At 60.2% G+C, this 22,324-nt stretch carries 20 protein-coding genes; 3 read left to right on the forward strand and 17 right to left on the reverse strand.

The genetic code is table 11. The features are described 5' to 3' along the window. Positions 1 to 62: 62 nt before the first annotated feature. The 14 genes from nuoF to PVZ78_RS10785 form a co-directional block, all read right to left on the reverse strand. Entirely contained in the window at positions 63 to 1,421 is a 1,359-nt protein-coding gene (gene nuoF, locus PVZ78_RS10720) for an NADH-quinone oxidoreductase subunit NuoF (protein WP_009049785.1), read from the reverse strand. Then, positions 1,418 to 1,915, reverse strand: coding sequence for an NADH-quinone oxidoreductase subunit NuoE (nuoE, locus tag PVZ78_RS10725; protein ID WP_110175641.1), 498 nt, complete (start codon positions 1,913 to 1,915; stop codon positions 1,418 to 1,420). The genes nuoF and nuoE overlap by 4 nt, the downstream gene beginning before the upstream one ends. Positions 1,916 to 1,917: 2 nt before the next feature. Next, positions 1,918 to 3,699, reverse strand: a complete 1,782-nt coding sequence (gene nuoC, locus PVZ78_RS10730) for an NADH-quinone oxidoreductase subunit C/D (protein WP_009049783.1) — start codon at positions 3,697 to 3,699, stop codon at positions 1,918 to 1,920. A gap of 72 nt (positions 3,700 to 3,771) precedes the next feature. Continuing rightward, on the reverse strand, positions 3,772 to 4,446 hold the full coding sequence (locus tag PVZ78_RS10735; RefSeq protein ID WP_007929186.1) for a NuoB/complex I 20 kDa subunit family protein: 675 nt from the start codon (positions 4,444 to 4,446) through the stop codon (positions 3,772 to 3,774). A gap of 10 nt (positions 4,447 to 4,456) precedes the next feature. Then, positions 4,457 to 4,870 (reverse strand): NADH-quinone oxidoreductase subunit A, encoded by a 414-nt coding sequence (locus tag PVZ78_RS10740; RefSeq protein WP_007929187.1) that lies wholly within the window; start codon positions 4,868 to 4,870, stop codon positions 4,457 to 4,459. A 596-nt stretch (positions 4,871 to 5,466) separates the two neighbouring features. Beyond that, positions 5,467 to 6,792 carry an isocitrate lyase gene (gene aceA, locus PVZ78_RS10745; RefSeq protein WP_007929188.1) on the reverse strand — a complete coding sequence of 442 codons (1,326 nt, stop codon included), beginning with the start codon at positions 6,790 to 6,792 and terminating at the stop codon, positions 5,467 to 5,469. Positions 6,793 to 7,291: 499 nt separating this feature from the next. Further along, positions 7,292 to 8,047, reverse strand: a complete 756-nt coding sequence (locus PVZ78_RS10750) for a secretin N-terminal domain-containing protein (protein WP_025804702.1) — start codon at positions 8,045 to 8,047, stop codon at positions 7,292 to 7,294. Between the two features lie 196 nt (positions 8,048 to 8,243). After that, positions 8,244 to 8,669, reverse strand: a complete 426-nt coding sequence (locus PVZ78_RS10755) for a GNAT family N-acetyltransferase (protein ID WP_028682818.1) — start codon at positions 8,667 to 8,669, stop codon at positions 8,244 to 8,246. Beyond that, on the reverse strand, positions 8,662 to 9,828 hold the full coding sequence (locus tag PVZ78_RS10760; protein WP_016701891.1) for a ribosomal protein uL16 3-hydroxylase: 1,167 nt from the start codon (positions 9,826 to 9,828) through the stop codon (positions 8,662 to 8,664). The genes PVZ78_RS10755 and PVZ78_RS10760 overlap by 8 nt, the downstream gene beginning before the upstream one ends. Positions 9,829 to 9,910: 82 nt before the next feature. Further along, positions 9,911 to 11,281, reverse strand: a complete 1,371-nt coding sequence (purB, locus tag PVZ78_RS10765; protein ID WP_007929192.1) for an adenylosuccinate lyase — start codon at positions 11,279 to 11,281, stop codon at positions 9,911 to 9,913. A 126-nt stretch (positions 11,282 to 11,407) separates the two neighbouring features. Next, positions 11,408 to 12,031, reverse strand: a complete 624-nt coding sequence (gene hflD / locus PVZ78_RS10770; protein ID WP_273828665.1) for a high frequency lysogenization protein HflD — start codon at positions 12,029 to 12,031, stop codon at positions 11,408 to 11,410. After that, positions 12,028 to 13,152 (reverse strand): tRNA 2-thiouridine(34) synthase MnmA, encoded by a 1,125-nt coding sequence (gene mnmA, locus PVZ78_RS10775; RefSeq protein WP_029526006.1) that lies wholly within the window; start codon positions 13,150 to 13,152, stop codon positions 12,028 to 12,030. Before mnmA ends, hflD begins: the two co-directional genes overlap by 4 nt. Before the next feature lie 71 nt (positions 13,153 to 13,223). Further along, positions 13,224 to 13,670, reverse strand: coding sequence for an NUDIX hydrolase (locus PVZ78_RS10780; RefSeq protein WP_009049777.1), 447 nt, complete (start codon positions 13,668 to 13,670; stop codon positions 13,224 to 13,226). Positions 13,671 to 13,878: 208 nt separating this feature from the next. Next, positions 13,879 to 16,104: an NADP-dependent isocitrate dehydrogenase gene (locus PVZ78_RS10785; protein WP_009049776.1), complete on the reverse strand. Its 2,226-nt coding sequence runs from the start codon at positions 16,102 to 16,104 to the stop codon at positions 13,879 to 13,881. A 504-nt stretch (positions 16,105 to 16,608) separates the two neighbouring features. On the opposite strand from PVZ78_RS10785, the gene icd reads away from it, so the two are divergent. Then, positions 16,609 to 17,865 carry an NADP-dependent isocitrate dehydrogenase gene (gene icd, locus PVZ78_RS10790; protein WP_007929208.1) on the forward strand — a complete coding sequence of 419 codons (1,257 nt, stop codon included), beginning with the start codon at positions 16,609 to 16,611 and terminating at the stop codon, positions 17,863 to 17,865. A 94-nt stretch (positions 17,866 to 17,959) separates the two neighbouring features. On the opposite strand, the gene cspD is transcribed toward icd, so the two are convergent. Next, positions 17,960 to 18,217, reverse strand: a complete 258-nt coding sequence (gene cspD, locus PVZ78_RS10795; RefSeq protein WP_009049775.1) for a cold shock domain-containing protein CspD — start codon at positions 18,215 to 18,217, stop codon at positions 17,960 to 17,962. 225 nt (positions 18,218 to 18,442) lie between these two features. Here cspD and clpS point away from each other — a divergent pair, with 225 nt between their 5' ends. Together clpS and clpA are read left to right on the forward strand one after the other, a co-directional pair. Continuing rightward, entirely contained in the window at positions 18,443 to 18,805 is a 363-nt protein-coding gene (gene clpS / locus PVZ78_RS10800; protein WP_009044582.1) for an ATP-dependent Clp protease adapter ClpS, read from the forward strand. A 29-nt stretch (positions 18,806 to 18,834) separates the two neighbouring features. After that, the gene (gene clpA / locus PVZ78_RS10805; RefSeq protein WP_009049774.1) at positions 18,835 to 21,105 is read left to right on the forward strand and encodes an ATP-dependent Clp protease ATP-binding subunit ClpA; all 2,271 of its coding nucleotides are present in this window, start codon (positions 18,835 to 18,837) and stop codon (positions 21,103 to 21,105) included. Positions 21,106 to 21,243: 138 nt separating this feature from the next. Here clpA and infA read toward each other — a convergent pair whose 3' ends face one another. Continuing rightward, positions 21,244 to 21,462, reverse strand: a complete 219-nt coding sequence (infA, locus tag PVZ78_RS10810) for a translation initiation factor IF-1 (protein ID WP_002553999.1) — start codon at positions 21,460 to 21,462, stop codon at positions 21,244 to 21,246. A gap of 100 nt (positions 21,463 to 21,562) precedes the next feature. After that, positions 21,563 to 22,270: an arginyltransferase gene (locus PVZ78_RS10815; RefSeq protein WP_007929216.1), complete on the reverse strand. Its 708-nt coding sequence runs from the start codon at positions 22,268 to 22,270 to the stop codon at positions 21,563 to 21,565. Between the last annotated feature and the right edge of the window lie 54 nt (positions 22,271 to 22,324).

Below are 22,324 nucleotides of genomic sequence, written 5' to 3' on the forward strand. Positions count from 1 at the left end.
CTGGCGCGTCGCGGCGTCTTCAGGCGATACGAGGGCGGCACGGACCCCCTCGTTTGATACGTTTACGCGCCGACTACGATCGGCCGGGCCAGGGGCGGGACGACGGCAGCACTGGTGGCTGCGATGCCGGCCTCGAACTCTGGGCGGAAATACTTGATGGCACTGCCCAATGGCTCCACGGCGCCCGGTGCGTGGGCACAGAAGGTCTTGCCTGGGCCGAGGAAACCGACCAGACCCAGCAGGGTCTCGATATCGCCGGCTTGCCCTTCGCCTTTCTCGAGGGCGCGCAGCAGCTTGACGCTCCACGGCAGGCCATCGCGGCAAGGGGTGCAGAAGCCGCAGGATTCGCGGGCAAAAAACTCTTCCATGTTGCGCAGCAGCGACACCATGTTGATGCTGTCGTCGACCGCCATGGCCAGGCCGGTACCCATGCGGGTGCCTACCTTGGCGATGCCGCCGGCGTACATCTGTGCATCCAGGTGTTCGGGCAACAGGAAGCCGGTACCGGCGCCGCCTGGCTGCCAGCACTTGAGCTTGAAGCCGTCGCGCATGCCGCCAGCGTAGTCTTCGAACAGCTCGCGCGCGGTCACGCCGAACGGCAGTTCCCACAGGCCAGGGTTCTTCACTTTGCCGGAGAAGCCCATCAGCTTGGTGCCATGGTCTTCACTGCCTTCGCGAGCGAGGGATTTGTACCATTCCACGCCGTCGCCGATGATCGCTGGCACGTTGCACAGGGTCTCGACGTTGTTCACGCAGGTCGGCTTGCCCCACACGCCGACGGCGGCAGGGAAGGGCGGCTTGGAGCGCGGGTTGGCGCGACGGCCTTCGAGGGAGTTGATCAGCGCGGTTTCTTCACCGCAGATGTAACGCCCGGCGCCGGTGTGGACGAACAGCTCGAAGTCGAAGCCGCTGCCCAGGATGTTCTTGCCCAGCAGGCCCGCGGCCTTGGCCTCTTCCACAGCACGGTTGAGGTGCTTGGCGGCGGTGGTGTACTCGCCCCGCAGGAAGATGTAGCCGCGGTAGGTTTTCAGCGCGCGGGCGCTGATCAGCATGCCTTCGATCAGCAGATGGGGCAGTTGCTCCATCAGCATGCGGTCTTTCCAGGTGTTGGGTTCCATTTCGTCCGCGTTGCACAGCAGGTAGCGGATGTTCATGGATTCGTCTTTGGGCATCAGGCCCCACTTCACGCCAGTGGGGAAGCCCGCGCCGCCGCGGCCCTTGAGGCCGGCGTCCTTGACGGTCTGGACGATGTCGTCCTGGGACAGGTCGGCGAAAGCCTTGCGCGCAGCGGCGTAGCCGTTCTTGGCCTGGTACTCGTCGAGCCATACCGGCTCGCCGTCGTCGCGCAGGCGCCAGGTCAGCGGATGGGTTTCGGGGCTGCGCTGGATGCGGTTGGCAGGGCCGAAGGATGTCAGGGTCATACGTAGCCCTCCAACAGTTTGGCCACGCCAGCAGGCTGCACGTCGCCGAAAGTGTCGTCGTCGATCATCAGCGCCGGGGCCTTGTCGCAGTTGCCCAGGCAGCATACCGGCAGCAGGGTGAAGCGGCCGTCGGCGGTGGTCTGGCCGAGGCCGATGCCCAGCTGGCTCTGGATCTGGCTGACCACGGACTCGTGGCCGCCGATGTAGCAGACCATGCTGTCGCAGACACGGATGATGTGACGGCCGACCGGCTGGCGGAAGATCTGGCTATAGAACGTCGCCACGCCTTCTACGTCGCTGGCCGGGATGCCGAGGATTTCGCCGATGGCGTAGAGGGCGCCATCGGGCACCCAGCCACGTTCCTTCTGGACGATCTTCAGGGCTTCGATAGACGCCGCGCGCGGGTCTTCGTAGTGATGCAGCTCGTGCTCGATGGCCGAGCGCTCGGTTTCGCTGAGGGCGAAACGGTCTGTCTGGATAAGCGGGCTGTTCATGCTTAGCGGTCCACGTCGGCCATAACGAAGTCGATACTACCCAGGTACGCGATCAAGTCCGCGACCATGCTGCCGCGGATCACCGAAGGGATCTGCTGCAGGTGGGCGAAGCTCGGGGTGCGGATCCGGGTGCGGTAGCTCATGGTGCCGCCATCGCTCGTCAGGTAATAACTGTTGATGCCCTTGGTCGCTTCGATCATCTGGAAGGACTCGTTGGCCGGCATGACCGGGCCCCACGAAACCTGCAGGAAGTGCGTGATCAGGGTCTCGATGTGCTGCAGCGTGCGCTCTTTCGGCGGCGGCGTGGTCAGCGGGTGGTCCGCCTTGTACGGGCCTTCCGGCATGTTGCGCAGGCACTGGTCGATGATCTTGATGCTCTGGCGCATCTCTTCGACGCGGACCATGCAGCGGTCGTAGGCATCGCCATTGGCCGCCAGCGGGACTTCGAACTCGAAGTTCTCGTAGCCGGAGTAGGGGCGCGCTTTACGCAGGTCGAAATCGCAACCGGTGGAACGCAGGCCGGCACCGGTGACACCCCATTCCAGGGCTTGCTTGGTGTTGTAGGCGGCGACGCCGATGGTACGACCCTTGAGGATGCTGTTCTGCAGGGCGGCCTTGGTGTATTCGTCGAGGCGCTTGGGCAGCCAGTCGACGAAGTCTTTCACCAGCTTTTCCCAGCCGCGTGGCAGGTCGTGGGCGACGCCGCCGATGCGGTACCAGGCCGGGTGCAGGCGGAAGCCGGTGATGGCTTCGATCACGGTGTAGGCGCGCTGACGGTCGGTGAAGGTGAAGAACACCGGGGTCATGGCGCCGACGTCCTGGATGTAGGTACCCAGGAACAGCAGGTGGCTGGTGATCCGGAAGAACTCGGCCAGCATGATGCGGATGACGTCGACCTTCTCCGGCACCTTGATCCCGGCCAGCTTCTCGACCGAGAGCACGTACGGCAGGTTGTTCATCACGCCGCCGAGGTAGTCGATACGGTCGGTGTACGGAATGAAGCTGTGCCAGGACTGACGCTCGGCCATTTTCTCGGCACCACGGTGGTGGTAGCCGATGTCCGGTACGCAGTCGACGATCTCTTCGCCGTCCAGCTGCAGGATGATGCGGAAGGCACCGTGAGCCGAAGGGTGGTTCGGGCCCAGGTTGAGGAACATGTAGTCCTCGTTGGCGCCGGAACGCTTCATGCCCCAGTCTTCCGGCTTGAAGCGCGCGGCTTCTTCTTCCAGTTGTTGCTTGGCCAGGGTCAGGCTGAACGGATCGAATTCGGTGGCGCGCGCCGGGAAGTCCTTGCGCAGCGGGTGACCTTCCCAGGTCGGCGGCATCATGATGCGCGACAGGTGAGGGTGGCCGGCGAAGTCGATGCCGAACATGTCCCAGACTTCACGCTCGTACCAGTTGGCGTTCGGCCAGATACCGGTCACGGTCGGCAAGCTGAGGTCGCTCTCGGACAAGGCGACCTTGATCATTACGTCACTATTACGTTCGATCGACAGCAGGTGGTAGAACACGCTGAAGTCGGCGCCTGGCAGCCCTTGGCGCTTGGTGCGCAGACGCTCGTCCACGCCGTGCAGGTCATAGAGCATGACGTACGGCTTGGGCAGGTTGCGCAGGAAGGTCAGGACTTCGACGAGTTTGGCGCGGGTAACCCACAGCACCGGCATGCCGGTGCGGGTGGCCTGGGCGGTGAACGCCTCAGGGCCAAAACGGTTATTGAGTTCGACGACCACATCCTGGTCGTCTGCCTTATAAGGCGGGATGTACAGAGCACTGCCTGTAGTCATGGTTTTTTATCGCTTTCGGTCAACGTAAAGAATGAAGCCAGTTTTTCGTTCTTTGTAAGAAGCGCTCTGGAATCAGACTTCGTCGGGGCTGCGCAGGTTGGTTACCTGAATACGCTGTTCGCGGCGCTGTTCCTTTTGCGACGGCATTTCGGCGCGATACACGCCTTGGTCACCGACGACCCAGGAAAGTGGGCGACGCTCCTGGCCAATCGACTCCTGCAAGAGCATCAGGCCTTGCAGAAAAGCTTCAGGGCGGGGCGGGCAGCCAGGCACGTAGACGTCCACGGGCAGGAACTTGTCCACCCCTTGAACGACGGAATAGATGTCGTACATGCCACCGGAGTTGGCGCACGAACCCATGGAGATGACCCACTTCGGTTCGAGCATTTGCTCGTAGAGACGCTGAATGATCGGCGCCATCTTGATGAAGCAGGTTCCGGCAATAACCATGAAATCCGCCTGGCGCGGTGATGCCCGGATAACTTCGGCGCCGAAGCGCGCGATGTCGTGGGGCGCCGTGAAGGCGGTGGTCATTTCCACGTAGCAGCAGGACAAGCCGAAGTTGTACGGCCACAGGGAGTTCTTGCGCCCCCAGTTGACCGCGCCGCTCAGCACGTCTTCCAGCTTGCCCATGAAGATGTTTTTGTGGACTTGATCTTCTAACGGATCGGAAACGGTTTCCCGTTCGCCGATCGGATACTGCTCGTTAGGAGCATCGGGGTCGATCCTGGTGAGATTGTATTGCATCGCCAAAGCCTCATTGTTTTAGCTTCGCCTGCCGCTTACGGCGACCTTCCGGAGCCCAATCAAGAGCCCCCACCCGCCAAAGGTAGACAAGACCTGCCAACAGAATTGCTATGAAAACGAGAGCTTCGACGAATCCGGTCCAGCCGCTTTCGCGGACGGACACAGACCAGGCAAAGAGAAAGAGGGCTTCGATATCGAAGATCACGAAGAGCATCGCGACCAGATAGAATTTGGCTGAGAGCCGCAAGCGGGCGCCACCGGTAGGTAGCATGCCGGACTCGAACGGTTCGTTTTTGCTGCGGCCCCAGGCTTTTGACCCGAGGAGGCTGGAGACGCCGAGCATGAAGGCGCAGAGGCCGCCTACACCCAGAAGGAAAATGGCAAAGCCCCAGTTGTGGGCCATGAGTCCTGTCGCTTCGGGCATGCTGGTAATCCTTAACAGAGAGCAAAGGTCTCTGAGCTTGATAAAGAAATAAAGCAGTGACGATATGTCGCAGTGCAATCAATCGCCGTGATTTTATGGCTAAACACCGGGCAAGTAAATTTTCATGGCGAAATTATTTAGCGGAATAAGGACATGGCTCCTCTTGCAAGCCCCGTAAGCCACGGCCTGTGGGCATTAGCGGGTGTTTTGTTAATTATGTTTTGTCCTCGCTGTAACGAATATCGCCATCTCTAAATGATAATCAATATTATTTGGCGCTGCTTTTAAACAATGATTCCCATGAAGAGCCGCTAAGTTGTCTTTTATATGCTCGTTACTGCAAGTTGCGAGCGGCCCCTTTTACCCGCTTTTTCCTCCACACATACCGCTCTGGATCAATGTTTTGCCTGATTGGCAGGAGGCTCGGGCGAGGTCATCGCGAGTTGGTTCGTTCCTCCTGGAGCTTGGGGTTGGTCGGTGACGCTGCAAAAGTCGCAGGCAAAAAAACGCCCCGAACCAGTCGGGGCGTCAGATGTGCGGCACTGCAGTTAGCTTTTACCGGGTCTGCAATGGCCGTTTTTCAGCGTGAAGTCGAATCAGTGGAACTGTTCTTCTTCAGTGGAGCCGGTCAGTGCGGTGACCGAAGACGAGCCACCCTGGATCACGGTGGTCATGTCGTCGAAGTAGCCGGTGCCCACTTCCTGCTGGTGAGCCACGAAGGTGTAGCCCTTGGCGGCGTCAGCGAATTCCTGCTCCTGCAGCTTCACGTAGGCGGTCATGTCGTTGCGGGCGTAGTCGTGCGCCAGGTTGAACATGCTGTGCCACATGTTGTGAATGCCGGCCAGGGTGATGAACTGGTGCTTGTAGCCCATGGCGGACAGTTCGCGCTGGAACTTGGCGATGGTCGCGTCGTCCAGGTTCTTCTTCCAGTTGAAGGAAGGCGAGCAGTTGTACGACAGGATCTGGTCCGGGTATTCCTTCTTGATCGCTTCGGCGAAGCGACGGGCTTCGTCCAGGTCCGGCTTGGCGGTTTCGCACCAGATCAGGTCGGCGTACGGCGCGTAGGCCAGGCCGCGAGCGATGGCCTGGTCGAGGCCGGCGCGCACTTTATAGAAGCCTTCCTGGGTGCGGGTGCCAGTCACGAACGGCTGGTCGTACGGGTCGCAGTCGGAAGTCAGCAGGTCGGCAGCGTTGGCGTCGGTACGGGCCAGGATGATGGTCGGTACGCCGGCAACGTCGGCCGCCAGACGGGCAGCGGTCAGCTTCTGTACGGCTTCCTGGGTTGGAACCAGTACCTTGCCGCCCATGTGGCCGCATTTTTTCACGGAAGCCAGCTGGTCTTCGAAGTGAACGCCGGCAGCGCCTGCTTCGATCATGCTCTTCATCAGCTCGTAGGCGTTCAGCACGCCGCCGAAACCGGCTTCGGCGTCAGCCACGATTGGCGCGAAGTAGTCGATGTAGCCTTCGTCGCCCGGGTTCTTGCCGGATTTCCACTGGATCTGGTCGGCACGGCGGAACGAGTTGTTGATGCGCTTGACCACGGTCGGCACGGAGTCCACCGGGTACAGCGACTGGTCCGGGTACATCGATTCGGCGGAGTTGTTGTCCGCGGCAACCTGCCAGCCCGACAGGTAGATAGCCTGGATGCCTGCTTTGACTTGCTGTACCGCCTGGCCGCCGGTCAGGGCGCCCATGCAGTTGACGAAATCTTTCTCAGGGCGGAAGGACGGTTTGGCACCCTGGGTCACCAGGTTCCAGAGCTTCTCGGCGCCCATGCGTGCCAGGGTGTGCTCAGGTTGAACCGAGCCACGCAGACGGACAACGTCGGCAGCGGAATAAGTGCGAGTCACGCCTTTCCAGCGCGGGTTTTCAGCCCAGTCTTTTTCAAGGGCTGCAATTTGCTGTTCGCGTGTCAGTGCCATGGAGATAAACCTCGTCGCATAGGTCTGGGGTGGAAAATTCTTGCTCCACCAGATACGCAGGATCAAAGGTGCGTAATTGGCTGCTCGCTGACCAGAAGTCTAGGCGGTCAAGTCGGCTATGGCGCAGATGGCGACGGGTGAACGATGGGCTCAAGGGGAAAGTGAGCAGGTGAGGGCCAGCTGTCGGGCGCATTCGGGCGTCGTGGGCCTTCATACGAACCATCAGTGTGTTGCCGATCTACCTAATTAGCTTCCGTCCCTCGGGACAACCTCGTTCCAGTCGCAATCTCGTCAAACACACCTTGTGGGCGGTACAGACACGAATCGGCTCAGGTGGGTAGGTTAGAGCGGCGATCCGAAGGCCCTTGCCAGGGCCCCTGATTAGCGGGAGCGAGGCCATCATGCCTTCGGTTTTTTGCCTCGTCAAACGTTTTGTAGTGCTTTTTTTCTAACACTACATCTTTGGTCTAATACGACTAATCAGTCAGTTTTCGGTGCTTTAGTCCAGGGCGTCGACTTTCACTCGCAAGGTCATGTCATCCCGGCCCTGAGTCGAGTAGCTGCGGGTTTCAGCTTGTTTGTCGGCCTGGTTCTGGCGATTGACGCCGGCCAGGGTGATCCACTCGCCAAGACGGCCGCTGACAGTTGTGTCGGTACTTTGCACATTCACTACATCGGGACGTTCCTGGCTCATGCGGTCACGGTTGGTACTGATGCTCAGGTGAACGGTTTCGCCGGTGACGCTGGCCGTGACGTAGAAGCCCTGGGTGACATTGCGATACTGGGTCTGGTTCTGCAGGCGGCCGTAAGGATCGGTCTGGGTGGTGGTCAGCGGCACGCTCTGGCCAACCTGGATCAGGGCCGGTATGCCTTCGCTGGCCTGGATCTGCTGTATGCCGCCATCGCGGCTGACGGTGCTGCGGGTGATGATGCGGGTTTGCGGAGCACCGTTGACCGAATAACCCTGATTGTTCTGGGTGTTGTTTTCGTTGGTGTCGACCGTGATCAGCAGGCGTTTGGCGGCAGTATCCAGTTGCGCGATGAAGGCGCGCAGTTCTTCGATCTTCTCCGGTTCAGCGTTGACGATCAGCTGGTTGCCGTAGGCGCTGACCCGGCCTTCCTTGCCAAGGAAGTTCTGCGCGACGGGCAGCAGGTCGGCGCTGGTGCGGTTGTTCAGGGGCACGATCTCGGTCGCGGCCGTGACTGAAAAGCTCGCAGTCAGCAGCAGCGTCGTGAGCAGGGTGCGTAGGGACATGTCCGTTATCTCCGCTAGGGGTGGAAGCCTTGAGTTTGACAGTTTGTCGGCTCGCGGTGGGGCAAGTTGAATCGCCGATGGCAAAACGCCCCGGCCTCCAGGGAGCCAGCTTAGCTTGCTGGATCCGGGGAGGGCGGGGCGTTTTGTGACGGCTGGCAGGATATCGCCAGCAGGCTCGCTGCTGCGCAGGGTTTGCTCAGGCGTTGCCGCGGACCATGTCGACGTGAGGGATGCCTGCTTCCAGGAATTCCTCGCTGACGATGCTGAAGCCCAGGCGCTCATAGAAGGCGGTAGCCTGAACCTGGGCGCTGAGCATCAGCTGCTTGAGGCCACGTTTCTCGGCTTCGCCGATCACTGCCTGCATCAGCGCATCGCCGACCTTCAGGCCGCGCCAGTCCTTGAGGACCGATACCCGGCCAACCTGCCCGTCGGGCAGCAGGCGGGCGGTGCCGATCGGAAAGTCGCCTTCGAGCGCGAGGAAATGCGCCGCGCTGTCGTCGTCGGCGTCCCACTCCAGTTCGGGCGGGACGGATTGCTCGATGATGAACACCGCTTCACGAATGCGCCGGATCTCGGCGTTATCCTTTTGCCAGTCTGCGACACGTACGCGAATCTTATTCATCGGCAAATCCCAGGCTTCCTTGCTTGACCAGTTCGCACAGCAGGCCGCGTCCATCGTCGTCCGCCAGCCATGGGCCGAGGTTGTCGAGGTGCAGCGCGTCGGCGGCGCAAATCATCTTCAGCAGTTCACGCAGCTTGCCCGGCAGATAACGGCTCTGGCCGCTGGCGAACAGCAGCAGGTCGTCGTCGACTTCGGACCAGGCCAGGCGCGCGCTCGGGTTGCGGATCAGTATGGCGCCCTGTTCGAGGCTGCCGAGCAGGTCTTCTTCTTCCAGCTCGGGGCCGACCACCAGTTCCGGGTAGCGCGGCTCGGTCATGAACTGGCCGAACCAGGTCAGCAGCATGCGCTCGTCGCTCATGTGCTCGGCCAGCAGGCCCTTGAGGCGGTCGAGGGCGTCGTGCTGGATCTGGTGCGGGTCGCTGACAGGTTGCACGTCGGCGTCGGTATAGCGGTCTTCGTCCGGCAGGTACTGGCTGAGGAAGTCGGTGAAGTGGGTCAGCACTTCGGCGGCGCTCGGGGCGCGGAAGCCCACCGAGTAGGTCATGCAGTCGTTCACCGCGACGCCATAGTGGGCCAGGCGCGGTGGCAGGTAGAGCATGTCGCCGGGTTCCAGGACCCAGCTCTCGGTTTCTTCGAACTCGGCGAGGATACGCAGGTCCGCGTGCTGCAGCAGTGGGCTCTCGGCGTCGCACATCTGGCCGATCTTCCAGTTGCGCTTGCCGTGGCCTTGCAGCAGGAACACATCGTAGTTATCGAAGTGCGGACCGACGTTACCGCCGGGAGCGGCGAAGCTGATCATCACGTCGTCGATGCGCCAGCTCGGCAGGAAGCGGAAATGTTCCAGCAGTTCGGCGACTTCCGGCACGAACTGGTCGACAGCCTGGACCAGCAGGGTCCAGTCACGCTCCGGCAGCTTGCTGAACTCATCTTCGGCGAATGGGCCGCGGCGCAGTTCCCAAGGGCGTTCGCCGTGCTCGATGACCAGGCGCGACTCGACCTCTTCTTCCAGCGCCAGGCCGGCCAGTTCGTCGGCGTCGATCGGGCTTTCGAAGTCGGGCAGGGCCTGACGGATCAGCAGGGGCTTTTTCTGCCAGTAGTCACGCAGGAATTCCCGTGCGCTGATGCCGCCCAGAAGTTGAAGAGGAATGTCAGGATTCATGTGTAACCTATTGAAAAAATGCACTTTTCATACGGGAATAAAAACGCCCGGCGCTGCCGGGCGTCAAAGGTCTTGCTTTCGATCAGATGCGTTTGGCTTGGGCCGCGGCATTGCCGATGTAGCTGGCCGGGGTGAGCTTTTTCAGCTCGGCCTTGGCGGCTTCAGGCATTTCCAATGCGTCGATGAAGGTCTGCAGCGCTTCAGGGCTGATGCCCTTGCCGCGAGTCAGTTCCTTGAGTTTTTCGTACGGGTTTTCGATGTTGTAGCGGCGCATCACGGTCTGGATCGGCTCGGCCAGGACTTCCCAGCAGGCGTCCAGGTCTTCGGCGATCTTCTGGGCGTTGAGCTCCAGCTTGCTGATGCCTTTGAGGCTGGCTTCGTAAGCGATCACGCTGTGGGCGAAACCGACACCGAGGTTACGCAGGACGGTGGAGTCGGTCAGGTCGCGCTGCCAGCGGGAGATCGGCAGTTTGCTCGCCAGGTGCTGGAACAGCGCGTTGGCGATGCCCAGGTTGCCTTCGGAGTTTTCGAAGTCGATCGGGTTGACCTTGTGCGGCATGGTCGAGGAGCCGATTTCGCCGGCGATGGTGCGCTGCTTGAAGTAGCCCAGGGAGATGTAGCCCCAGATATCGCGATCGAAGTCGATCAGGATGGTGTTGAAGCGGGCGATGGCGTCGAACAGCTCGGCGATGTAGTCGTGCGGCTCGATCTGCGTGGTGTACGGGTTGAAGCTCAGGCCCAGCTCGTCTTCGATGAAGGCGCGGGCGTTGGCTTCCCAGTCGATTTCCGGGTAGGCCGACAGGTGCGCGTTGTAGTTGCCCACGGCGCCGTTGATCTTGCCCAGCAGCGGCACGGCGGCGACCTGAGCGATCTGGCGCTCCAGGCGGTACACCACGTTCGCCAGTTCTTTGCCCAGGGTGGTCGGCGAGGCCGGCTGGCCGTGGGTGCGCGACAGCATTGGCACGTCGGCGAAGCGCAGGGCCAGTTCGCGGATGGCCCCGGCGGTCTGGCGCATCAGCGGCAGCATCACCTCGTCACGGCCTTCGCGCAGCATCAGGGCGTGGGACAGGTTGTTGATGTCCTCGCTGGTGCAGGCGAAGTGGATGAATTCGCTGACGTTGGCCAGTTCAGGCAGCTTGGCGGCCTGTTCCTTGAGCAAGTACTCGATCGCCTTGACGTCGTGGTTGGTGGTGCGTTCGATCTCTTTGACGCGCTCGGCGTGTTCCAGAGAGAAGTTTTCCGCCAGGGTGTTCAGCACGGCGTTGGCTTCGGCGGAGAACGCCGGTACTTCACTGATGGCGGAATGGGCGGCCAGGCGCTGGAGCCAGCGCACTTCGACCAGGACGCGAGCACGGATCAGGCCGTATTCGCTGAAAATGGGGCGCAGGGCCTGGGTTTTGCCGGCGTAGCGGCCGTCAACAGGGGAAACCGCAGTGAGCGAAGAGAGCTGCATGGGGTGTTCTCGGACAGTCGGGCAACGAAATGGGGCGCGTATCATACATGAAAATATCCGCCGGTCCGTTGCCAACTGACCAGCGTCTTACGCGTTACTGACTACAAAAGGTCTTGCGGGCGCAGTTCAGCTGCTGCGCATCAGCGGATAAAGCTCTTTGAGCAATTTGCGGCGGCTGATCACCAGCTGCCAGCGGTGGCCACCCAACTGGCGCCACAGGCGCGCCGAACGGATGCCGGCCAACAGCAGCGCGCGGATCTTCGAGGCGTTGCTCGGCTGCTGCAGGTTGCGCATGTCGCCATGCACCTGGATCCGCTGGCGCAGGGTGCTCAGGGTGTCCTGATACAGCGAGCCGCAGGCGGCAATCACGTTTTCGTGGGCCGGGCCGAAATGTTCGACCTGGGACTGAATCTGCGGCAGGCGCTTGCCGATGATTTCCAGCAGGTCGTCGCGCTTGGCCAGCTGGCGCTCGAGACCGAGCATCGACAAGGCGTAGCGCAATGGCTCGCGCTGCAGGGTGCTGGGGTCGCGTTCCAGGGCACCGATCAGGGCGCGATAACCCTCACGCAGGTTGATGTCGTCGCCACCGTAGACTTCCAGGGTGTCTTTCGGGTCGCGGATCAGCAGGCTGCCGAGCATGCAGCTCAAGGCCGCTTCGGTGGCCTGGCCGGTCTTGGCGATCTTGTCCACCAGGACGGCGGCGAGAAACACGCCACCCAGTGCCGTCAGTTGTTCCTGGGTCGGGCTCATGCCTTGCTGCTCCAGGGCTCTGCGACTTCGATCACACCGCCGCCCAGACAGATGTCGCCGTCATAGAAGACTACGGATTGGCCAGGGGTGACCGCGCGTTGCGGGTCATCGAAGGTGGCGCGATAGCCGTTGGCGGTCTTTTCCAGGGTGCAAGGCTGGTCGCTCTGGCGGTAGCGCACTTTCGCGGTGAGGCGGCGCGGTTCGCTCAGGTCGATCGGGTTGACCCAATAGATGTCGGAGGCGAGCAGGGCGCGGGAGAACAGCCACGGGTGATCGTTGCCCTGGCCAACGATCAGCTCGTTGTGTTCCAGGTCCTTGATCAGCACGTACCACGGCTCATCGCCGGCGTCCTTGAGGCCGCCGATACCCAGGCCCTGGCGCTGGCCGATGGTGTGGTACATCAGGCCGTGGTGACGGCCGATCACTTCACCTTCGGTGGTCTTGATCTCGCCGGGCTGGGCCGGCAGGTATTGCTTGAGGAAGTCGCTGAAGCGTCGCTCACCAATAAAGCAGATACCGGTGGAGTCCTTCTTCTTGGCAGTGGCCAGGTCGTGTTTCTCGGCGATCGCGCGGACTTCGGGCTTTTCCAGCTCGCCGACCGGGAACAGGGTCTTGGCGATCTGCTCGCCGCCGACGGCGTGCAGGAAGTAGCTCTGGTCCTTGTTCGGGTCCAGGCCCTTGAGCAGTTCGGTGCGCCCGTCGATGTCGCGGCGGCGCACATAGTGGCCGGTGGCGATCAGGTCGGCGCCGAGCATCATGGCGTAGTCGAGGAACGCCTTGAACTTGATTTCACGGTTGCACAGGATGTCCGGGTTCGGCGTGCGGCCGGCCTTGTATTCGGCCAGGAAGTGCTCGAACACATTGTCCCAGTACTCGGCGGCGAAGTTGGCGGTGTGCAGCTTGATGCCAATCTTGTCGCACACGGCCTGGGCGTCCGCGAGGTCGTCCATGGCGGTGCAGTACTCGGTTCCGTCGTCTTCCTCCCAGTTCTTCATGAACAGGCCTTCCACCTGGTAACCCTGCTCCATCAGCAGGAGGGCGGAAACGGAAGAGTCCACGCCGCCGGACATGCCGACGATGACGCGCTTCTTTTGGGTGTCAGAAGGGGCTGGATCACGCATAGGAATTCAACGGGTGTCTTGAAAAAGGACGCGATTCTAACAGGCTGAGGCCTGCAAGGCTAAAACTGCGGTTAAAGCGACGGACGGATCAGCTCGAGGCTGTGCAGTTGCCCGGCCAGATAGTCGTCGATGCAACGGATGATCAACTCGCTGCGCCATTGCGGGCGCAAGGCCAGCAGTTCGTCGCGGCTCAGCCAGCGCGGGCCGATGATGCCGTCGTCCAGTGGGTAATCGGGGTGGTGCCTGAGCGGTTTGCCGGCAAAGCAGACGCGCTGGTAGGTCACGCCATTGCTGGGGGCGGTGTACAGATAGATGCCGACCACGCCGGTCAGCTCGATGTCCCAGCCGGTTTCTTCCAGGGTTTCGCGAATGGCGGCCTGGAGCAGGCTTTCGTCCGGATCCAGGTGCCCTGCGGGCTGGTTGAACACCGCCTGGTCGCCCTGGAACTCCTCGACGAACAGAAAGCGTCCCTGGTTCTCAATGATGGTGGCGACGGTGATGTGGGGTTGCCATTCCATATATAAAGCTCTGTCTTGAGTGGGTGGTCATCATAAGGCGAACGCCAGTCCTGTAGGAGCGAAGCTGGCTCGCGATGAAAGCAGCGCGTTTCGCCTGACTCACCGCAGCGCCACTATCGCGAGCAAGCTTCGCTCCTACAGGGAAGGTGTTGTCCAAAAAAGCACAAACCCCGGCACCTGGCCGGGGTTTGTATTACAGCGGTGTAGCTTAAACCAGCGCAGCGATAGCTGCGTTGAGGGTGGCGCTTGGGCGCATGGCCTTGCTCACCAGCTCAGGGTTGGCGCTGTAGTAGCCGCCGATGTCCACTGGCTTGCCTTGAACGCCGTTGAGCTCGGCGACGATGGTCGCTTCGTTCTCGGTCAGGGTCTTGGCCAGGGTGCTGAACTGCGCTTGCAGGGCGGCATCTTCGGTCTGGGCGGCCAGGGCCTGGGCCCAGTACAGCGCCAGATAGAAGTGGCTGCCGCGGTTGTCGATGTTGCCGACTTTTCGCGATGGCGACTTGTTGTTGTCCAGGAACTGACCGGTTGCCTGGTCGAGAGTCTTGGCCAATACCAGCGCTTTCGGGTTGTTGTAGGTGTTGCCCAGGTGCTCCAGGGAAGCGGCCAGGGCCAGGAACTCACCCAGGGAGTCCCAGCGCAGGAAGTTTTCTTCCAGTAGCTGCTGGACGTGCTTCGGAGCCGAACCGCCGGCGCCGGTTTCGAACAGGCCACCGCCGTTCATCAGCGGCACGATCGACAGCATCTTGGCGCTGGTGCCCAGTTCCATGATCGGGAACAGGTCGGTCAGGTAGTCGCGCAGCACGTTGCCGGTGACGGAGATGGTGTCCTTGCCTTCGCGGGTGCGGGCCAGGGTGAACTTCATGGCGTCGACTGGCGACATCACGCGGATGTCCAGGCCGGCGGTGTCGTGATCCTTCAGGTACGCCTGTACCTTCTCGATCATCACGCCGTCGTGGGCGCGCATCGGGTCCAGCCAGAAAATCGCTGGAGTGCTGCTTGCGCGAGCGCGGTTGACGGCCAGTTTGACCCAATCCTGGATCGGCGCGTCCTTGGTCTGGCACATGCGGAAGATATCGCCGGCTTCGACGGCCTGTTCCAGCAGCAGGTTGCCCTTGCTGTCGGTGACGCGTACGACGCCGTCAGCCTTGATCTGGAAGGTCTTGTCGTGGGAACCGTACTCTTCGGCTTTCTTCGCCATCAGGCCAACGTTCGGCACGCTGCCCATGGTGGTCGGGTCGAAGGCGCCGTTGGCCTTGCAGTCTTCGATCACGGCCTGGTAGATGGTGGCGTAGCAGCGATCCGGGATCAGCGCTTTGGTATCGTGCAACTGGCCGTCGGTGCCCCACATCTTGCCGGAGTCACGGATCATGGCCGGCATCGAGGCGTCGACGATCACGTCGCTCGGCACGTGCAGGTTGGTGATGCCTTTATCGGAGTTGACCATGGCCAGGGCAGGGCGCACGGCGTAGACGGCCTGGATGTCGGCTTCGATCGCAGCTTGCTGCTCTGCAGGCAGGGCCTTGATGCGGGCGTACAGGTCGCCAATGCCGTTGTTCAGGTTGAAGCCGATCTGGCTCAGCACGTCGGCGTGCTTGCTCAGGGCGTCCTGATAGAACTCGGCAACGATCTGGCCGAACATGATCGGGTCGGAAACCTTCATCATGGTGGCTTTCAGGTGTACCGACAGCAGTACGCCTTGTTTCTTGGCGTCTTCGATCTCGGCGGCAACGAAAGCACGCAGGGCTTTCTTGCTCAAGACTGCGCAATCGAGGATCTCGCCGGCTTGTACGGCGGTTTTTTCCTTCAGGACGGTAGCGCTACCGTCTTGAGCGATCAGCTCGATCTTTACGGTGTCCTGGGCGTCGATCAGGGCGGCTTTTTCGCTGCCGTAGAAATCGCCTTGGCTCATGTGAGCCACGTGGGACTTGGAGTCTTTGGCCCAGGCGCCCATTTTGTGCGGGTGCTTGCGCGCGTAGTTCTTGACCGACAGTGGAGCGCGGCGGTCGGAGTTGCCTTCACGCAGGACCGGGTTCACGGCGCTGCCCTTGACCTTGTCGTAGCGCGCCTTGGCGTCTTTGTCGGCGTCGCTGGTCACGGTTTCCGGGTAGTCCGGCAGGGCGTAGCCCTTGGCTTGCAGCTCTTTGATCGCGGCCTGAAGCTGCGGTGCCGAGGCACTGATGTTCGGCAGCTTGATGATGTTGGCTTCAGGGGTTACAGCCAGGTCGCCCAGCTCGGCCAGGTGGTCCGGTACGGCTTTGTCGCCCAGCAGCTCCGGGAAGCTGGCAAGAATACGCCCTGCGAGAGAGATGTCGCGGGTTTCCACGGCAATATCAGCGGAAGCGGTGAAGGCTTCGACGATAGGTAGCAGCGAGTAGGTGGCGAGGGCGGGGGCTTCGTCGGTGAAGGTATAGATGATCTTCGAGCGGGTGGGCATATTCGGATTAACTCTCTTCTTTGCTAAAGCGTGCGCAGAAACTCGAGGGGCGCCGGGTAAGCGCGTTCGTTCAAAGTCATCCATGAACCGAATATCGAGGTTTCTTCGCGGTGATGTTGGGTGCATCAGTCGAGCGTCAAGCGGGTGGGCTGCGATAACAGCCCGGCTTTGGGCGGAAAGTCTCGGCTCCTTTTTTCCAGTAGCAGAGCGCTCAGCCGTCGTGACTCTGTGGTCAGCGGCGGCATTATACATAGGTAGCTGGCAAAACGCCGACGGTTCATATGCAACCGCTCTCGTCCATTGGTCTAAAGGTCGCAGGCGGGGCGGCGGCGTAGAGTCCTGCGCAGTGCTCGAGTTTGGCGCTTTTCCCTTTGCTTTCAGGCTTGTAGGCCACGAACTGCGCCGCCTTCACGGTAGATGAGTGGAACATGAGGTTCCCGTCCAGATTCAACTGGGGTACGCTCGAACGCAGCCAGATGTTCAATCCACACAACGGAGTTCAGCATGGGATACAAGAAGATTCAGGTTCCGGCAGTCGGCGACAAAATCACCGTCAACGCAGACCATTCTCTCAATGTTCCTAACAACCCGATCATCCCTTTCATCGAAGGTGATGGTATTGGCGTTGATATCAGCCCGGTCATGATCAAGGTTGTCGATGCTGCTGTTAAGAAGGCCTACGGCGGCGAGCGCAAAATCTCCTGGATGGAAGTCTATGCCGGCGAGAAAGCAACTCAAGTGTACGACCAGGACACCTGGCTCCCTCAGGAAACCCTGGACGCAGTCAAGGATTACGTAGTTTCCATCAAGGGCCCGCTGACCACTCCGGTAGGTGGCGGTATCCGTTCCCTGAACGTGGCCCTGCGTCAGCAGCTTGACCTGTATGTGTGCCTGCGCCCGGTGCGCTGGTTCGAAGGCGTGCCGAGCCCGGTGAAGAAGCCTGGCGATGTCGACATGACCATTTTCCGTGAGAACTCGGAAGACATTTACGCCGGTATCGAATGGAAGGCCGGCTCCGCCGAAGCCACCAAGGTCATCAAGTTCCTCAAAGAAGAAATGGGCGTCACCAAGATCCGTTTCGACGAAAACTGCGGTATCGGCGTCAAGCCGGTTTCCCTGCAGGGCACCAAGCGCCTGGCGCGCAAGGCGCTGCAATATGTGGTCGACAACGATCGCGATTCGCTGACCATCGTGCATAAAGGCAACATCATGAAGTTCACCGAAGGTGCCTTCAAAGAGTGGGCCTATGAAGTGGCGGCGGAAGAGTTTGGCGCGACGCTGCTCGATGGCGGCCCGTGGATGCAGTTCAAGAACCCGAAAACCGGCAAGAACGTGATCGTCAAGGACGCCATCGCCGATGCGATGCTCCAGCAGATCCTGCTGCGTCCGGCCGAATATGACGTGATCGCGACCCTCAACCTGAACGGCGATTATCTGTCCGACGCACTGGCTGCCGAAGTAGGCGGGATCGGTATCGCTCCGGGCGCCAACCTGTCCGACACCGTGGCCATGTTCGAGGCGACCCACGGTACGGCGCCAAAGTACGCGGGCAAGGACCAGGTGAACCCGGGTTCGCTGATCCTCTCCGCCGAAATGATGCTGCGTCACATGGGCTGGACCGAAGCGGCTGACCTGATCATCAAGGGCACCAACGGTGCCATTGGTGCCAAGACCGTGACCTACGACTTCGAGCGCTTGATGGAAGGCGCCACGCTGTTGTCGTCGTCGGCATTCGGCGATGCGCTGATCTCGCACATGTAAGCAGTACGCATCAAAACGAAGCGGCCGGTTCAAATGATTGAACCGGCCGTTTTTTTATGACTGTTTTTTAGGGTTGGATCTGGATACAGGTGTTTCAGCTCAGGACCGTTTCCTGCTGGGGGGAGGCTGCGGCGGAGGCATTCTGGGTCTTGATGGAGTTGATCTTCACCGCGTGCAGGCCCTTGGGCCCTTGGGTGATCTCAAAACTCACGGCCTGTCCGGCTTTCAAGGTTTTGTAGCCTTCCATCTCGATGGCCGAGTAATGGGCGAAAAGGTCGTCGCTCTTGCCCTCCTCATTAATGAAGCCATAACCCTTGGCGTTGTTGAACCACTTGACCTTGCCGCTTGCCATGCTCATATCCCTCTGCAACAGACTCCATCACTGGAGTATCATCCTGTTAATCCGTACCGAAATCCGCAATATAGGATTGACTGTACGGACCTTTATTACCCAATGTGGGCTCTATTGGTTGTAACACCGTTTTGCCGATAGTCAAGGTGACCCGGCGGTCGGAGTTGAAATCCCCCCAGAGCGCCCCCACCACTGTATTTGCTCAACTAACGAACCTTTCTTTCCATGCATGCAATCAGCCAGATTCGACTAACATTCAATCAGGATCGCCCGGATTTCCAAGACGACGATTCCGCTGGCTTGGCTGTACAGGAAGCTAAGCCGACGTTGCAGGCTCCGCCGATGTACAAGGTGGTTTTGTTCAATGATGACTACACACCGATGGATTTCGTCGTCGAAGTGCTCGAGGTGTTTTTTAACCTGAATCGCGAGCTGGCGACCAAGGTAATGCTGGCCGTTCATACAGAAGGACGGGCAGTATGTGGATTGTTTACCCGCGACATCGCCGAGACCAAGGCCATGCAGGTCAACCAGTACGCCAGGGAAAGCCAGCATCCGCTACTCTGTGAAATCGAGAAGGACGGTTAACGCCGACCACTTGGGTATGAGGTGAAGCTATGTTAAACCGCGAGCTCGAAGTCACCCTCAATCTCGCCTTCAAAGAGGCTCGTTCGAAGCGTCATGAGTTCATGACCGTCGAGCACCTCTTGTTGGCTCTTTTGGATAATGAGGCCGCCGCCACCGTTTTGCGTGCCTGCGGAGCAAACCTCGACAAACTCAAGCATGACCTGCAGGAGTTCATCGACTCCACCACGCCGCTGATTCCCGTGCATGACGAGGATCGCGAAACCCAGCCAACCCTGGGCTTCCAGCGTGTACTGCAGCGTGCTGTCTTCCATGTGCAGAGCTCGGGCAAGCGCGAAGTGACTGGCGCCAATGTGCTGGTTGCGATCTTCAGTGAGCAAGAGAGTCAGGCGGTGTTCCTGCTGAAACAGCAGAGCGTTGCCCGTATCGATGTCGTCAATTACATCGCCCATGGCATCTCCAAGGTGCCCGGGCATGGCGATCATTCTGAAGGTGAACAGGATATGCAGGACGATGAAGGCGGTGAGTCTTCCTCTTCAGGTAATCCGCTGGATGCTTATGCCAGCAACCTCAATGAACTGGCGCGCCAGGGGCGTATCGACCCGTTGGTGGGGCGTGAGCAGGAAGTCGAGCGTGTGGCGCAGATTCTTGCGCGCCGGCGCAAGAACAACCCGCTGCTGGTAGGCGAGGCCGGTGTAGGTAAAACCGCGATCGCCGAAGGTCTGGCCAAACGCATCGTCGATAGCCAGGTGCCTGATCTGCTGGCCAGCAGCGTGGTGTACTCCCTGGATCTCGGTGCATTGCTGGCGGGTACCAAATACCGCGGCGATTTCGAGAAACGCTTCAAGGCGTTGCTGGGCGAGTTGAAGAAACGTCCGCAGGCGATCCTGTTCATCGACGAGATTCACACCATCATTGGCGCCGGTGCGGCGTCCGGTGGGGTGATGGACGCCTCGAACCTGCTCAAGCCGCTGCTTTCTTCGGGCGACATCCGTTGCATCGGTTCGACCACCTTCCAGGAATTTCGTGGAATTTTCGAGAAGGACCGGGCCTTGGCTCGCCGCTTCCAGAAGGTCGATGTATCCGAGCCTTCGGTAGAAGACACCATTGGTATTCTGCGTGGCCTCAAGGGGCGTTTCGAGCTGCACCACGGCATCGAGTACAGCGATGAGGCATTGCGTGCCGCCGCCGAACTGGCGTCGCGCTATATCAATGACCGGCATATGCCCGACAAAGCGATCGATGTGATCGACGAGGCGGGCGCCTATCAGCGTCTGCAGCCGTCCGACAAGCGCGTCAAGCGCATCGAGGTGGCTCAGGTCGAGGATATCGTGGCGAAAATTGCGCGAATTCCGCCGAAACACGTCACCAGTTCCGACAAGGAGCTGCTGCGTAACCTCGAGCGCGACCTGAAGCTGACAGTATTCGGCCAGGATGCAGCGATCGACTCGCTGTCGACCGCGATCAAGCTGTCCCGTGCCGGCCTGAAATCGCCAGACAAGCCTGTCGGTTCGTTCCTGTTCGCCGGGCCTACCGGTGTCGGTAAGACCGAGGCCGCGCGGCAGTTGGCCAAGGCGCTGGGCATCGAGCTGGTGCGTTTCGACATGTCCGAGTACATGGAGCGCCACACCGTATCGCGTCTGATCGGTGCGCCTCCAGGTTATGTCGGTTTCGACCAGGGCGGTTTGCTGACCGAAGCGATTACCAAGCAGCCTCACTGCGTATTGCTGCTCGATGAAATCGAAAAGGCACACCCGGAAGTCTTCAACCTGCTGCTGCAGGTGATGGACCACGGTACCTTGACCGATAACAACGGGCGCAAGGCGGATTTCCGCAACGTGATCGTGATCATGACCACTAACGCAGGCGCCGAAACGGCGGCTCGGGCTTCCATCGGGTTCACTCATCAGGATCACTCTTCCGATGCCATGGAAGTGATCAAGAAGAGCTTCACGCCGGAATTCCGTAACCGTCTGGACACCATTATCCAGTTTGGTCGCCTCAGTCATGAGGTCATCAAGAGCGTGGTGGACAAGTTCCTTACCGAGCTGCAGGCGCAGTTGGAGGACAAGCGCGTTCAGCTGGAAGTCACCGATGCGGCCCGCAGCTGGCTGGCGGCAGGTGGTTACGATGTGACCATGGGCGCTCGTCCTATGGCGCGCCTGATCCAGGACAAGATCAAGCGTCCGCTGGCGGAAGAGATACTCTTTGGCGAACTGGCCGAACATGGCGGTGTGGTGCACATCGATATCAAGGATGGCGAGCTGACCTTCGAGTTCGAGACCACCGCAGAAATGGCCTGACCGGCCACAATGAAAAAGGCGCCGCAAGGCGCCTTTTTTATATCTGTTCTGTCTTTATATCTGTTCTGTCGGCATGCAGGGCAAATCGCAGGCAAACAAAAACGCCCGGCATGAGCCGGGCGTCTTGTATTGACTTGCTTAGCGAGCGCGGTAAGTGATGCGCCCTTTGCTCAAGTCATAGGGCGTCAGTTCGACGCGCACTTTGTCACCGGTAAGAATACGAATGTAGTTCTTGCGCATCTTGCCGGAGATATGCGCGGTTACGACGTGCCCATTTTCCAACTCCACACGAAACATGGTGTTGGGCAGGGTGTCGACGACAGTGCCTTCCATTTCGAAGCTGTCTTCTTTCGACATGCAGTAAAGCCCTCGGTGTCCAGTGAATGGCCCGGTGCAACTGCGCCAGGCAAAAGCGGCGTGCATTGTGCCCGAAAAGTGGGGTTCAAGCCAAGGGCTTCTAGTTCAGGATGACCCATCTCTGGTTGATCAGCAGCTCAATGGGCCGATATTGGGTCTTGTAGTTCATCTTTTTGCAGTTCTTGATCCAGTATCCGAGGTAGACCGCGTCCAGGCCCAGGCGCAAGGCCTCGCCGATTTGCCACAGAATGGCGTAGCGACCGAGGCTGCGACGCTCTTCATCGGGTTCATAGAAGGTGTAGACCGCGGAAAGGCCATTGGGCAGCAGGTCGGTGACGGCCACGGCGAGCAGGCGCCCATCGAGGCGAAACTCGTAGAACCTGGAGAAGGGCAGGTCGCGAACCAGAAAAGTCGAGAACTGATCGCGGCTGGGCGGGTACATGTCGCCATCGGCGTGGCGTTGTTCGATATAACGCTGGTAAAGGTCGAAATACTCTTCGCTGAACCCCGGTTTGACAGGCTGGACCTTCAGGTCGGCATTGCGTTTGAGAATGCGTTTTTGCTGACGATTGGGTACAAACTGCGCGGCAGGAATGCGGGCAGGAACACAGGCATTGCAGTTCTGGCAATGCGGCCGGTACAGATGGTCGCCACTGCGACGAAAGCCCATTTCCGACAGGTCTGCGTAGACATGCACATCCATGGGCTGACTAGGATCGAGGAACAGCGTGGTCGCCTGTTCTTCGGGCAGGTAGCTGCAAGAGTGGGGTTGAGTGGCATAAAACTTCAAACGCGCCAACTCGGTCATGAATCAACCCTCGGGATTAGCTTTGAATTAAGTGTAAGCCACACCGGCAAAACC

Source organism: Pseudomonas sp. SBT1-2 (assembly GCF_028640875.1).
GTDB classification, from domain to species: domain Bacteria; phylum Pseudomonadota; class Gammaproteobacteria; order Pseudomonadales; family Pseudomonadaceae; genus Aquipseudomonas; species Aquipseudomonas chlororaphis_I.